The 14,140-nt window shown below is 42.6% G+C and carries 10 protein-coding genes; 4 read left to right on the plus strand and 6 right to left on the minus strand.

What is annotated here, in order from left to right; translation table 11 throughout:
* Window positions 1-107: 107 nt before the first annotated feature.
* Complete coding sequence (gene trxC / locus GVO60_RS08035; RefSeq protein WP_159652721.1) at window positions 108-542, minus strand: thioredoxin TrxC; 435 nt, start codon at window positions 540-542, stop codon at window positions 108-110.
* A gap of 125 nt (window positions 543-667) precedes the next feature.
* Here trxC and GVO60_RS08040 point away from each other — a divergent pair, with 125 nt between their 5' ends.
* The 4 genes from GVO60_RS08040 to GVO60_RS08055 all read left to right on the plus strand — a co-directional run bounded on the left by GVO60_RS08040 (window position 668) and on the right by GVO60_RS08055 (window position 8,268).
* Window positions 668-1,753 carry a ketoacyl-ACP synthase III gene (locus GVO60_RS08040; RefSeq protein WP_159652722.1) on the plus strand — a complete coding sequence of 362 codons (1,086 nt, stop codon included), beginning with the start codon at window positions 668-670 and terminating at the stop codon, window positions 1,751-1,753.
* Between the two features lie 144 nt (window positions 1,754-1,897).
* Window positions 1,898-3,028 (plus strand): exonuclease SbcCD subunit D, encoded by a 1,131-nt coding sequence (locus GVO60_RS08045; protein WP_159652724.1) that lies wholly within the window; start codon window positions 1,898-1,900, stop codon window positions 3,026-3,028.
* Between the two features lie 10 nt (window positions 3,029-3,038).
* On the plus strand, window positions 3,039-6,080 hold the full coding sequence (locus GVO60_RS08050) for an AAA family ATPase (RefSeq protein WP_159652726.1): 3,042 nt from the start codon (window positions 3,039-3,041) through the stop codon (window positions 6,078-6,080).
* Between the two features lie 118 nt (window positions 6,081-6,198).
* Window positions 6,199-8,268, plus strand: a complete 2,070-nt coding sequence (locus tag GVO60_RS08055; protein WP_159652728.1) for a hybrid sensor histidine kinase/response regulator — start codon at window positions 6,199-6,201, stop codon at window positions 8,266-8,268.
* Window positions 8,269-8,284: 16 nt separating this feature from the next.
* Here the strand turns inward: GVO60_RS08055 and cqsA are convergent, their stop codons facing one another.
* The 5 genes from cqsA to bamJ all read right to left on the minus strand — a co-directional run bounded on the left by cqsA (window position 8,285) and on the right by bamJ (window position 14,127).
* Window positions 8,285-9,466 (minus strand): alpha-hydroxyketone-type quorum-sensing autoinducer synthase, encoded by a 1,182-nt coding sequence (gene cqsA / locus GVO60_RS08060; RefSeq protein WP_159652730.1) that lies wholly within the window; start codon window positions 9,464-9,466, stop codon window positions 8,285-8,287.
* A 192-nt stretch (window positions 9,467-9,658) separates the two neighbouring features.
* Window positions 9,659-10,633: a TDT family transporter gene (locus GVO60_RS08065; protein ID WP_159652732.1), complete on the minus strand. Its 975-nt coding sequence runs from the start codon at window positions 10,631-10,633 to the stop codon at window positions 9,659-9,661.
* A gap of 119 nt (window positions 10,634-10,752) precedes the next feature.
* Window positions 10,753-12,153: a H(+)/Cl(-) exchange transporter ClcA gene (clcA, locus tag GVO60_RS08070; protein ID WP_159652734.1), complete on the minus strand. Its 1,401-nt coding sequence runs from the start codon at window positions 12,151-12,153 to the stop codon at window positions 10,753-10,755.
* Window positions 12,154-12,562: 409 nt separating this feature from the next.
* Window positions 12,563-13,546, minus strand: coding sequence for a CobW family GTP-binding protein (locus tag GVO60_RS08075; protein WP_159652736.1), 984 nt, complete (start codon window positions 13,544-13,546; stop codon window positions 12,563-12,565).
* 107 nt (window positions 13,547-13,653) lie between these two features.
* Window positions 13,654-14,127 (minus strand): BamJ family beta-barrel-assembly machinery protein, encoded by a 474-nt coding sequence (gene bamJ / locus GVO60_RS08080; RefSeq protein ID WP_159652738.1) that lies wholly within the window; start codon window positions 14,125-14,127, stop codon window positions 13,654-13,656.
* Window positions 14,128-14,140 lie beyond the last annotated feature (13 nt).

A 14,140-nucleotide genomic window follows, 5' to 3' on the forward strand; every position in this document is an offset into this window, starting at 1 on the left:
TCATAACGACAAAATAAATTTATCGTTATTTATGATGAAAAAGTGCATTAAAAAGCCGTAAAACAGAGGTTCTACGGCTTACTTATTAACGGGTTTTGACTCGATGTTTATTTAAGCAAAGCTTGGTTTAACCATTGATCAAATTGGCCTTTAGGTAGTGCGCCGTTAATAACATCGACTCTTTTACCATTCTTAAACACCATAATGGTTGGAATGCTTCTTATCTGATACTTAGCCGCGATATTTTGCTGAGCTTCGGTATCTACTTTTACAAATCGTACATTTTGTGCGCGTTCTGCTGCAACATCAGAAAACACAGGTGCGAATCCGACACAAGGGTTACACCAAGGCGCCCAGAAATCGATAACAACGGGTTGGCTACTTTGCAGTAGTGTGTCCAAGTTTAGTTCGGTTCCTTCAATAGGCGAGCCATCGAGCAGAGCTGTTTGACACTTACCGCAGTTGGGGCTTTCGGAAACACGTTCTGTAGGTACGCGGTTAACGCCTGAGCAAGATGGGCATCGAGTATTAAATGTAGACATGACTTTTTCTCTATTTTTGTAATTGCTGTGATGGTGATTTTTTCAAATTGATGACACCACGTATCAAGCCTAGTTATACTCTGAAAAGGTCGAGTGACTCAAATAAGAAAATGAAAAGGCTCAGAATGACAACATTTTTTGCAGAAATTACAGGTTGGGGTAAGTGCCTACCACCTGCAACGCTCTCTAATGAAGATTTAAGCACCTTTATTGAAACATCAGATGAATGGATCCGTACCCGTACAGGGATTGAAAATCGCCGTATCAGCCATGTTGATACGTCAGACATGGCAACAGTGGCAGCCAAGCATGCCTTAGCGTGCGCAGGTATTAGCGCAGATGAAGTGGATCTACTGATAGTTGCAACATGCTCTCCAGACTCTCTCATTCCAAATATCGCATCGAAAGTTTCTCAAAATCTAGGTATGAAAGTAGCGACGGCTTTCGACCTAAACGCTGCATGTACGGGTTTTGTGTATGGTTTAGAGACCGCAACGCGCTTAATTCAAGCGGGTAACTACAAGAATGCAATTGTGATTGGTGCAGAGCGCCTATCGTTCTATATTGATTGGACTAAACGCGACACTGCTGTTCTTTTTGGTGACGGAGCCGGTGCTGTGGTTCTAACGCGCACAGAAAAACAGGTTGGTTTACAACAAGCGCAATTAGGCTGTGATTCTGCAGGGCGTGATATTTTAGCCGTACCTAAGTTTGGTACCTCAATGGATCGTTTCGCTGCGGACAACGGTTACTGGGATTTCAATTTTGTGGGTAAAGAAATCTTCAAACGTGCTGTTCGTGGTATGGGAGCAGCAGCGCAAAGCGTTCTATCTCGTAGCGAACTCTCTACCGATGATATTGATGTAGTAATTCCGCACCAAGCAAACATTCGTATTATCCAGACCTTGTGTGACCTATCTGGTATTAGCCAAGATAAAGCGTTCGTTAATATTCAAAAATACGGCAACACTTCTGCCGCCACAGTGCCTATCGCACTTTGTGAATCTCTAGAGCAAGGCTTTGTTAAACCAGGTGATAACTTATTACTTGCGGCGTTCGGCGCAGGCTTAACTTGGGGCGCTGGTCACATCAAATGGGGTGACCGTGTAACGCCTTTAGGTGAAAGTGATGCGGCTCTGCCAGAGTGCGATAAAACGGCACTTGAGCTACTGAGCAATGCTATTGAACACTGCAAAAGTCGTTCTGAGTAATGTGACGAGCGTTATTTCTAACTAACTAATGAAACCGCGATTTGTTCGCGGTTTTTTTGTACTTATACACACGATTTAGCTACAGAATATTAGCTGATAAATGAGTATGATACTGGTCTACTTATAAGAATGATTAGGTCATACATGAAGTTTCTTCACACCTCAGATTGGCACCTTGGTCGCCAGTTTCACAACGTCTCACTACTTGATGATCAAAAGGCAGTGCTCAAGCAGATCACTCAATATATTGAAAGTAATCAAGTCGACGCCCTAGTCATCGCAGGAGACGTGTATGACCGTTCAGTACCGCCAACAGCAGCCATCGAAGTCATGGATCAGTTTGTTAATCATATTTGCGGCGAATTGAATGTACCGATCATTCTTATTCCAGGGAACCATGACGGTGCTCAGCGTTTAGGGTTTGGTTCTGATCGAATGCGTGAGTCTGGCTTGCATATCATCGCAGATTTTGAAGATATGCTAACGCCAGTGGTACTTGAATCTGACACAGGCTCCGTCGCGTTTTTTGGAATGCCTTACAATGATCCAGAGCTGGTTCGTCATTACTATAAAGAAGCCGTATCGACCCATGATGAGGCGCATCAGTTGCTCTCTGAGCGTATTCAACAGCAGTTTTCACCTGAGCATAAAAATGTACTGATCAGTCATTGTTTTGTGGATGGCGCCATTGAATCTGAATCAGAGCGTCCACTCTCCATTGGTGGTTCTGATCGTGTCAGTCACCAACACTTCGTTGGCTTTGACTATGTTGCGCTTGGCCATCTTCATCAGCCACAAAAGAAAGGCGAAGAGCATATTCGATACTCCGGTTCGTTGATGAAGTACAGCTTTTCAGAACAACACCAGAAGAAAGGCATGACCTTGGTGGAGCTCAATAGTGATGGTTTTGTTTCGGCTACACATATCAACTTAACTGCACCCCATCAGATGCGAATTATCGAAGGAGAGATGGAAAAAATCTTAGTTGAAGGTAAAACCGATCCGAATAATCAAGATTACGTTATGGTTCGTCTCCTCGACCAGCATGCGATTTTGAATCCGATGGAAAAGCTGCGCAGCGTTTATCCGAATGTACTCCACCTAGAGAAGCCAGGCATGCTGGTGGGTGTTGAGCAAGAGATGGCGCAAGCTAAGTTGGCGCGTAGTGAAATGGATATGTTCCGTGATTTCTTCTCTCAAGCGCAAGACAGTCAACTCAGTGAAGAACAAGACCAAGCACTTAGTCAAATAATCAAACAGCTCAATCAGCAATAAGGGCCGAACAATGAAACCTCTAAAACTCACAATGCAGGCGTTTGGTCCTTTTGCAAACACACAAGAAATTGATTTTACAAAGCTGGGTAGCAACCCACTGTTTTTGATTAATGGCCCAACGGGTTCAGGAAAAACGTCTATTTTGGACGCAATCTGTTTCGCTCTCTATGGTGAAACTACGGGGAATGAGCGCCAAGGTATGCAAATGCGGTGCGATATGGCGCCGTTAAGCTTACCGACAGAGGTTGTATTTGAATTCGCGTTACATGACAAGACCTATCGTGTGATTCGCTCACCAGAACAAGAGGCGCCAAAAGCGCGAGGTGAGGGTACGACCACACGTAAGCATACCGCTGCCTTATACCAAATGGCTGATGAAGAAATTCTGATCACCAGTAAAACGGCTCAAGTTAAAAATGAAGTCAGCGAACTGATCGGTCTGAACGAAACGCAATTTAGACAAGTCATGGTATTACCACAAGGTAAGTTTCGTGAGTTGCTTTTAGCCAGTTCTAAAGAGCGCGAAGATATCTTTGGTCAGCTCTTCCAAACTGATATCTACAAGAAGATAGAGTTTGCGTTAAAGGATAAAGCGGCCGCGATCAGTAAGGCGAAAGGTGAGTTCGACAACCAAATTCGTGGTGCGCTTCAAGTGGCTGCTGTGGAGAGCGAGCAGCAGTTGATTGAACAGAGTGAACTGTTAAAAGTTGAATTGACCAATTCGGCCGAAAAAGAGCAATTGGCCAACGAAGAACTTCAGCAAAGTAAACAGGCTTTGCAAAACGCTCAAGCTGTTATTGAGCAATTTGCTAAGTTAGAGAATGCCAAAGGTCAGTTGCAGCAACATCAAGCACGTCGCCAAACTAACGACGATGTCGCTGCAAAGCTTCTGAAAGCGAACAGCGCAAGTAAATTGAACGTCCCTTACGCCAATTGGCAGAATGATTTAAGGCAAAGCAAAACTCTTTTGGTTCAAGTTGAAGAGTTGCAAAAGCAAAGTCAGCAAGCGGTCGACCAGCTAAACCAACACAAAGTGACGTTGGAAGCGGCAGAGGAGAACAGCAAACAGATCCCACAGCTTAACGAGCAGATCATTGCACTCGAAGTGATTAAAACAAAGTTGAGTGAGCAGTCAGAACTTCATACTCAGAGTGCTGCCTTGACTGAACAATCTCTGCAGCAACAATCTCTATTAACAAAATACCTTAGTCATAAGCAGAAACTCGAACAAGAAGCGGTTGATGGTCAGAAAGAACTCGAACGATTAAGAGTTGAGTGGAATAAGAAACCGACTGTTGAAGCGGAACTTGAGCGCCTGAAGCGTTTAATAAGCGATATCACCAAACTCAATCGTTTAAAGTCAGACAAGGACGGGTTATTACAAAGCTTACCGACTAAGCAACAAGCAACAGATAAAGCTCAAATAGAGCTTACCCAATGCCAGAAAGAAGCCGACCAACTTGATCTACGTTGGCATAACGCGCAGGCAGCGATTTTAGCGCAACGGTTAAGTCGGGGAGAAGCTTGCCCGGTATGTGGTAGTGGGGATCATCCAGTACCTGCTAAGTTCGATGGCGACGAAGTGTCGAAACAGCAAGTTGATCAAGCGCGAGAGCGTGAACGTCAAGCTCTAAAGCAGTTTAATGATTGTTCTAGCCAATTGAATCAACATCAAGCGCTGATTGAGCAGGCGCAGCGTCAAGTTGATGAGTTTTGTTTGGAACTGGGTGAGTCAGCCAGTGAGTCAGTCGACAAGTTGATTGAAATCCAACGCTCAACCGAGCATAACTTACAGCAATTACAAGCGATTGATTTGAGCAAGATGGAGCAAAGTGTTGCCGAGCTTGTTCAACGTAGCGAGAATGGTGAGGCTAAGATTACTGAGCTTCGACAACAAATTGCTTCGACAGAAGTTCAGCAGCGCGATGTTATCAATCGAATTGATAAGCTGTCTTTGGCTATCGGAAATGAATACAAAACGATCGAACATGCTCACAAAGCGTACGCAGAGCTGCAGCAAGCTGTCGAAACCATCAACAATCAGGTGGCCGTTGCGAATAAACAGCAGCAGTCATTAAATGTTAAGGCTTCTTCAATTAAAGCCGAGTTAAAAACCGTTCAAGGGTTAGAGGCTCAGATTCGCCAGCAACTTAAACAGAGTGAAGCCGAGTGGAACAGTGCGCTTGAAGCAACGGAATTTAACGATGAAGCGCTCTATCTAGCCGCTAAAGCGAGTGATGAAGAGTTGCAGGTTTGGCAAGATCAGGTTGAAGGTTACAAGCAAACTCAGGCTAAGTTGGAACAATCTGTAGAAGATTTAAAACAAGCACTTAAAGAGATCGACAAGCCCGAGTTGGCTCAATTGGAGGCGAAAGTTACTGAGCACAAACTGGCGTATGACACCGTTCGTGCAGCGCTTGACTCTACGCGCTCTCGCTTTGAACGTTTAGAGAAAGTCTCCCAAGACATCGCAATACTTCACAACGAGAATATTAAGTTAGAACAAGAGTACAAAGTTTTTGGCACTTTATATGACGTAGCAAGCGGCAAAACAGGTAGCCGAGTGAGTCTTCATCGTTTTGTATTAGGTGTTTTACTCGATGATGTCTTGATCCAAGCATCTCAACGGCTGAGCCTTATGAGCAAAGGGCGCTATATTCTGATGCGTAAAACAGAGGGCTTTAAAGGCGCTGCGGGGAGAGGCTTAGACCTTATAGTTGAAGATGGATATACAGGTAAAACTCGCGATGTTGCAACCCTATCTGGAGGGGAGTCCTTCATGGCAGCGCTGGCGTTAGCTTTAGGCTTGTCAGATGTTGTCCAGTCATATAGCGGCGGGATTCGGTTAGATACTCTGTTTATCGATGAAGGATTTGGCAGTTTAGATCCAGAGTCACTCGACTTGGCGATTCAAACCTTGATTGATTTACAACAAATGGGTAGAACCATTGGTTTAATTTCTCATGTGTCTGAGTTAAAAGAGCAGATGTCTCAACGTATTGATGTCGAGCCGACTAAGGCAGGAAGTACTATCAAAGTCATTGCAACCTAGATCACTCTTAAGTATTAACTTGTGGTTAACAATTGTTATCTGTGCTAATTATTAATTAATTCCCACAAGAATTATAAAAGAATAGAATGTCGACCAATAAGTTGGTACAGGGTGATAAATGGACGCGTTTCGCGATGCAATCCGAGAGACAGTAAGTAAGATCTATCAGTATGCAGAGCCTAATCTAACATTAGTCGGTTGGATGGGCCTGCTTGGTTTTCCAACATATTACTATGTTTGGACATACTTGTTCCCTCAGCCATATGAGAGTTTGGCTTTACGAACTGCTTGCTCATTGATGTTTGCAGTGATTGCGTTTCGTTCGTATTTACCTGAGTATTGGCGTCGATTGATGCCAATTTACTATTCTATTTCGATAAGTATCTGTTTACCGTTTTTCTTTTTTTTCATGATGCTTAAAAATGAGTGGTCGACAGTATGGGCGATGTCGTTTATGTCGTCGATTTTTCTTCATATCTTATTGGTACATCAAACCAGAATTGTATTGCTCCAAGCCGGTATATCCATTCTATTTGCATTCTTACTGACATATGGCAGTGACTATGTTCAAGCATATAATGACATTGTTTGGCCATACATCCCGATATTCTTATTCACCTATGTATTTGGCAATTTGTTTTATTTTCGCAACCAAGTTGGTCACGAGAGTAAAGTGTCAATTGCTAAGTCATTTGGCGCTGGCATTGCCCATGAAATGCGAAATCCACTCAGTGCGTTGAAAGCTTCCATTGAAGTATTAAAGTCCATACTACCGACTGAAAAAGATACATTTAACCATGGTATTAAAATCTCTTCTCAAGAATTGAGCTTAGCGCGAGACGTATTAAATGATGCGGAGGAAGTGATTGATAATGGGAATGAAGCGATCGATTTACTATTGACGTCAATTGATGAAAATCGTGTGTCTACGTCGACGTTTAAAAAACAGTCAATAAAGCAAGTTACCTTGTCGGCGTTGTCGAGCTTTGCTTATAAGAGTATTCAGAACAAGCAATGTATAGAGTTTGTTTGTGAAGATGATTTTGACTTTTTTGGGAGTGACACACTGATTAAGTACGCTCTTTATAACTTGATGAAAAATGCGTTTTATTATCAGTCATCTGATCGCTTTAAAATAAAGATAACCGTTAAACGCCATCACGATGGGAATCAATTAGTCTTTGTTGACAATGGTGTTGGAATTGAGCCAGAAATTCTTGAGAACATATTTGAAGATTTCTATACCTTCGGTAAATCAGGAGGCTATGGATTAGGTTTGCCATTTTGCCATAAAGTAATGACGGCTCTTGGTGGGAAAATAGTCTGTGAATCACAACCAGGATCGTGGACCAAGTTTACAATGACGTTTCCACCTTATAAGTCAGAAGTCGTTGATAAGATTAAATTTGATTTAGTGAAATCAAAATCTGTACTCATGGTGGGGCACTACGAACCAGTTACTAATACGCTAAATGAGCATTCATTTTATAAAGGTTTTAGACTTGTCACGATGGATTTGGTGACCGCAAGTCAAAAGCAAGAGTATGAATTCGAGTTTGATTTAATTTTAATTGATCTTGATGTAGCGAATCAGCAACTAGATGTGTTTGCTACACTTGAAGCCAAATTGCATTTCACTGAAGCTCGTATTGTTCTTTTATATGATTCAAAGTGCTCATACCATGATGATATTGAGCGTCATTTGTTGGTTTATCCCATAGATAAAGCGCGGATGACACATCAGTGCGGCATTGTTCTTGATGAACTGTTGTTTGAATGTTTAGAGCCGAATAGAAACTTACTTCCCCGTAAGAAACAAAGCTTTGGTAAAACGATTGTAATTGCCGACGACAACGACTCATTGAGGACGTATACCTCTATCTTATTAGAGCAGCAGGGCTTTGAAGTTATCCAAGTTCAGAATGGCCAAGAGGTAATCGAGAAACTAGAACTGTTGCCCGTTGATCTTGTCATTATGGACATAGAAATGCCTAGACTTAACGGGATCGAAGCTGCCAATGTTATTCGTAACTCAAAAGAGACCTTTGCCAATGTTCCTATTCTTGGCCATACCGGCGATTCTACTCAGACGGCTATCAATAAAATACACGACTCAGGTATGAATGATTACGTCATCAAACCTGCGAGTACGAATACGTTACTTGATAAGGTCTCTAATTGGATATAATCAATGTTATTGGTGCTTACAAAATATAAAGGTAGGGCTCATTAAAAGCTCTAGCACAAACATCAACTATCTTATCTGCATCCCTTTTTGTCATACTGCTATTTAATGAAAATCGGATAATATTTTTATTCGGTGTAGTCGCGGGCTGGCAAAATACTGCACCGAAGACGCCATGACTTTCCAAATAATTTCTTACCAACTCGGTATTGTTTTCGTCTCCAGTTTCTAGCGTAATGATTTGAGAATCACTGCGTATTGTGATGCCAACGTTGACTAACTGCTGCTTTAAGTAGCGACTGAGGCTAAAAAGGTGCTCTCGTTGCGTATCGCATTGTTGAATAACATCAAGCGTCGCATCTAATCGATCGATTTCGTAAGGTAACATTGCCGAGCTGAATACTGCAGGAAAGCCTACAAAAGGTATGCACTCATTTGCTTCATTGTTACACCAAATGGCTCCTGCTCTATACGCAAAAGTTTTTGCAAGACTGGCGGTCATGAAATCGACTTGGTGGCTAAGCTTCAGGCTTTTAAGCAAGCCTTCACCTTTACGTCCATGAGTACCTAGCGAGTGAGATTCATCTACTACAATGGCACAACCGAACTCTTTGGCAGCCATAACCAGCTCGGTTAAAGGGGCTTGTGTACCAATGGTGCTGTATATTGAATCAATCAATACAATGCCTGGTCCATGACGCTTTATGAGCTTGATTAAGTGTTTAACGTTATTGTGCATAAATGGATGTAAATTCGCACCGTTAACTCTCGCGCCTTCCCACAAAGACATATGCGCAAAAAAGTCGACATAAACCTGAGTATTGCTATCACAAATTGTTTGCAATAAAGCAAGGTTGGCTGACCATCCTGACTGGGACAACAAGCACGATTGGAATCCACAGAACTGTGCTAGTCGAGTTTCCAGTTTTGGTTTTGACTTTTCATCTTGTAAAAAGACGCCAGACATAAAAGGTGTCGAGTGTCTTTCTTGAATTGACTGGACGTGCTTATCAATAATTGTAGGGTGGTTTGCGAGGTCTAAGTAATCATTACTCTGTAAAACAAGATCATTTGAACTCGGCCTCTTTCCCATTACTAAATGCTTACCGTTGCGGTGGCAGTTGATCAGGGTATCAAGATGATGGTCGACCTTTTGTTTAATAAATATAGGTAACGAAGGGGTGCGATTAAGAGTATTCATGATTCATTCCTTTGTTATGCTATGTACCGATTGGTAAAGGAATATATGAATTAAATTTAATATTGTTGCTAGCGTTGATAATTATGTTTTAGTGGTACGCTACAAATAAAAATATCAACTATTATATTTGAAAACATTGCTATTTAGGCTTATGCAGCCTAAGTCGTTCACAATATATAAAGCGGCTTAATGTTATGTATTGGACGTACTATTTACTTTTTTAATAAACAACTCTGGCCAATACATTTTAACGTAACCAATTGATACCCAGATAACTAACCCTGTCGCTACACTCAATTCAATCAAACCAAAATTATGCAACCAATGCCAATGTGGGTGGTATTGTTCGAAAAAACTCGTTAATCGATGCATTGCAACAGCACTGATAACCGATGGGAAAGTAACCGCTGCAATAGAAGGTTGAAATTTGAGCCTCATTAAACGTATATAACAGAGGTAAATGAAGAGCGTCATGGTGACAGCAATGCCCGCTAAAGCCCCCGTTAAAATTGGATCAGGTTGTGGGAAGTTAACTAAATAAGTCGCTAGGGTTAGGTTAATTGGCGCAGCCATAATAGCGAGAGTCGGCTTAGCTCGTCTAGGGAGCATACCTTCGAACATGAGTCGATAGAGGACTAAGGGCAGCATAAAGAAGTAAATAGTAATACAGATATTCACCAAAGTTTCGGAAAATACGGTATGGCCAAATTGGGTACCTGCTAAAGAGCTGCTGATTAACCCTACCGGATATAAAAACCAGCTAGGTACAATGTTAGACATCTTAAAGTTGGTCAACTGGAAGCTAAAGAAAAGCACCATCATGGTGAGGTGTAAAAGTAATGCAGCGAACCAAAGGGGATAAGCAATAATCGGTGAGATGACGGCGAGGTAGTCGCAGAGAATTAGCAATGCCATACTCATTGGTGCCATTAGACTACCACTAAGAGGATGGCGGATATCGTTAATGAAGGTATTGAAGTTCGAGAAGTATTTAACTAGAACCGGAAACAGTAAGATGGCGCCTAAGCTTGCTAAATACGGACGAATTACGGTACCAACTTCGGGAATATATAGAGACCAAGCGTGCCCTAAACCAATCACGCCGAGTGCAAGTGCAGCTTGTGAAGGTGGTACACTTTGAAATTGTGTTAAACGTCTCCAGTTCAAGGACTTATTCCTACATCACTATATTGGCGAGCAAATACTCTAAAAATCAGTCGCCATACATTTAGCGTCCAATAAAACTGGCGTCGATCATAGCAAGCCAAACGGTTGCTATGCAATTCTCATTTGCTTTCGCTTGGTAGATCTTCCTGTCGTAACTTCTCATTTTTTAAAGTTCTATGTAGTAGTTGGCTATAGATAGGTTGTCCCCCAAGAAGTTGCGCAAAAATAACAGCGCCAAGACTGGTGATGATAAGTGGAAGAATTAGATAATAATTGTTCGTCATTTCTATAACCAGCAGTATACCGGTAATAGGCGCTCGAACCGTCGCAGCAAAGAGTGCCCCCATACCGGCAATGGCAAACATACCTGGGTCAATCATTAGCTCAGGCAAGAACCCTTTCGCAATTAACCCAAAAGCGTAGCCAAATAGAGTTCCCAGAGCGAGCATTGGGGCAAAAATACCACCTGGTGCTCCTGAGCCGAAACAAACCATAGTCGTCACAATTCTCGCTACGAAAAGTAGGAGTAAGAAGCTGGCTGTATAATCACCGTTGGTAATACTAGGTATAAGCGCGATACCTCCACCAGTGATTTCGGGCATGTAAAGCAAAGTAATGCCAAAACAGCCACCGATTAAACTGCCAGTAATCAAATAGCGTTTACGGTCGTTACGATGAACTTTGACAAAAAAGTCCTGTGAAAGCGTCACAAGGCGATTGAACACTACACCAAAAACACCAAACATCATTCCAAGTAGTAAAAATAGCCAAAGTGCAGGCAACTCCGGCGGTTGGTATTGAGGCATGGTGATAACAGCGCTTTGGCCGTTGATATAGCGGAAAACAATGTTGGCAGATACTGCTGAAATAATGACAGCACGAATTGAAATTAGTGAGTAGCGAAACTGAGGTCGCATCTCTTCAACGACAAACATAATGCCAGCCAAAGGTGCATTAAATGCTGCGGCTAGACCACCAGCAGCGCCAGAAGCGAGAAGGCTGTGTCGCGTATCATCATTTTTTACGCCAAAAATATCCGTGACCATACGGCCAATTGCGCCGCCCATTTGGACTGTTGGGCCCTCACGCCCTAACACCATTCCCGAACCAAGAGCGCCCATACCACCGAAAAACTTAACAGGAATGACACGCCACCAGCGGACAGGACGAATACCATCCATTGCCCCTTCGATTTCAGGGATGCCGGAACCAGCCGCTTCTGGAGCGAAACGATGAACGAGAAAATAACCAACAAAAGCGAGTGCAGCACTTATTAAAAATGCCGCTAACCATAATGGAAGTGCGCTACCAATGGCCTCTTTTAGCCAGTCGGTACGTGTTTCTGAGACAAAGTGTACAGCGAGCTCAAATAAGGTACCTACTAAGCCAGCAAGGATTCCGACGGCGAGTGACAGGAATAATACGGAAATGGGCGTTTTATCCTTTGAGAGAAATTGATTAATGGCATCTTTTGGCATTGTAGCTAAAAGCGACTGTTTAATTTTCTCTCTTTTAGTCATGGATATGAAAGCCTCGTAATAATTGGTGGTGGGAATGATACAAGGCAAATTATACGCCTGTCGGTTAGTAACTATAGCGACAAGAATGGAATATTGATTTTCAAATTTGAATCATAGGTGAGAAACTGATGAACAAGCTTGCGATATGTTTTCGGAGCAGTATCACAGATTGAATCATGGCAGAGGGAGTGGCCTTGCAAAGCTGGGGATTTGAACCATAGTTAATTTGTAAGACAACCTGAACCAACCCGCATGGAGGAAAAAGTGTCTTACCTACAATTTGGATGGATTCGATAAATTATTTCAGATCCTCGTTTATGATCAGCCAGAGGTTTCATACTCTCTGATTCGCAAACTCACGATTGAGTAACGAGGGATAGGGCGCACTTAATGGTGCGCCTTTTGTCGTTTAGAGCGTTTCAATATTTGAAATACGTTTAAGTACCGACTCTAACTGTTCCCATGGCAGCAATTGGCTATCAATTACCTCTAGACGGCTCTCGAAGCCTTCTAGGGACATTTCGTTTACAGAGACAACACCGTTGCTGACGTTAAAAGCAAAACAACCATTACTCGTATTGAGTACACCTTTCACTCGCTCGGCTGTTAAGTCCGATAACACTGAAAATAAATCGTCGAAGTTAAAGACGACTTCGGCGCCGAATATCCAACCACAGCTGAAGTAACCCTGTCCTTTATTTTCTTTACGGATGTATGTTTGGTTAGGCGGTAGTTGAAATTGTGGTTCCATTTCAGCGTGTTCGTGGTGGTGTGAATCAACCTCATCTTGAACTGACTGATCGCGGCGCTGACTAGAGAGCAATTCAATAGGGAAGCGCCCCTGTTTGACTAGTTGGCTAAAGATTTTCGGTGGCGATTGATCCGTAACCCAATCGTTAAAAGTATCGATGTCACTGACATGACATTCGTCGACTTTGTTGCCAATGATGATGTCAGAAATTGCAAGCTGGTCATTAAAGTTAGTGTTTTGCAGGTATTTATCGACTGAAAGGTTTCTAGGATCGACCAAACCAATGGTTGCTCTTAAATCAATATAGTCTTTGAACTGGCTAGAAGTGAGCGTCGCTAGCACTTTATGCGCATGGCCTAACCCTGTAGGTTCAACGATCAATCTGTCTGGATTGGTACGTAATAAGGCGGTCAGAGCAACCGACATAGGAACGCCAGCTGCGCAGCACATACATCCACCAGGTACTTCTTTGATCAGAGCGCCTTGCTCTGTCATTAATGCGCCATCAATACCGATTTCGCCAAACTCGTTAACCAATACAGCCCAGTTTTCGTTTTCTGGTTTCTCTTTTAGTAGGTTAAGTATTGCGGTGGTTTTTCCGGTACCAAGGAACCCAGTGATGATGTTGGTCGGGATTCTCATTCGTTTAACTCTCATATGATTGCTTACTCTCCACTATAGCAAAACTTAGCGCGGTAACGTTATGAGTTGAATGAAAAAAGCCAAGTCGTAGTGACTTGGCTTGAGGTTTATTTTACTTCGAGAAGTTCGACATCAAAAATTAAAGTAGACGCTGGTGGAATTGGGCCAGAACCGCCTTTACCATATGCCAGTGGACTAGGAATAAATAGACGGAATTTATCACCAGGCGCCATGTAAGTCAGACCTTCTTGCCATCCTTTAATGACTTGATTCAGTTTGAAGCTAATTGGTTCACCGCGCTCAACTGAGCTGTCGAACACTGAGCCGTCTAGTAAAGTACCGTGGTAGTGTACTTTAACAGTGCTCTGTTTAGTCGGGTGCTGCGTACCTTCGCCTTTAACTAAAACTTGGTATTGTAGGCCGCTCTCAGTTGAGACAACGCCTTCTTTTTTAGCATTCTCTAGAAGAAATGCTTGGCCTGCTGCAAAGTTTTCTTCACCCGCTTTATTGTTATTCCATGTTCTGTAGATCATGAAAGCTGCAAGAATAAAGATAACAAGAGGAAAAATAATTTTTGACATCGATAACGTCCAA

Origin of the sequence: Vibrio atypicus, assembly GCF_009811315.1 — a bacterium.
GTDB classification, from domain to species: Bacteria; Pseudomonadota; Gammaproteobacteria; order Enterobacterales; family Vibrionaceae; genus Vibrio; species Vibrio atypicus.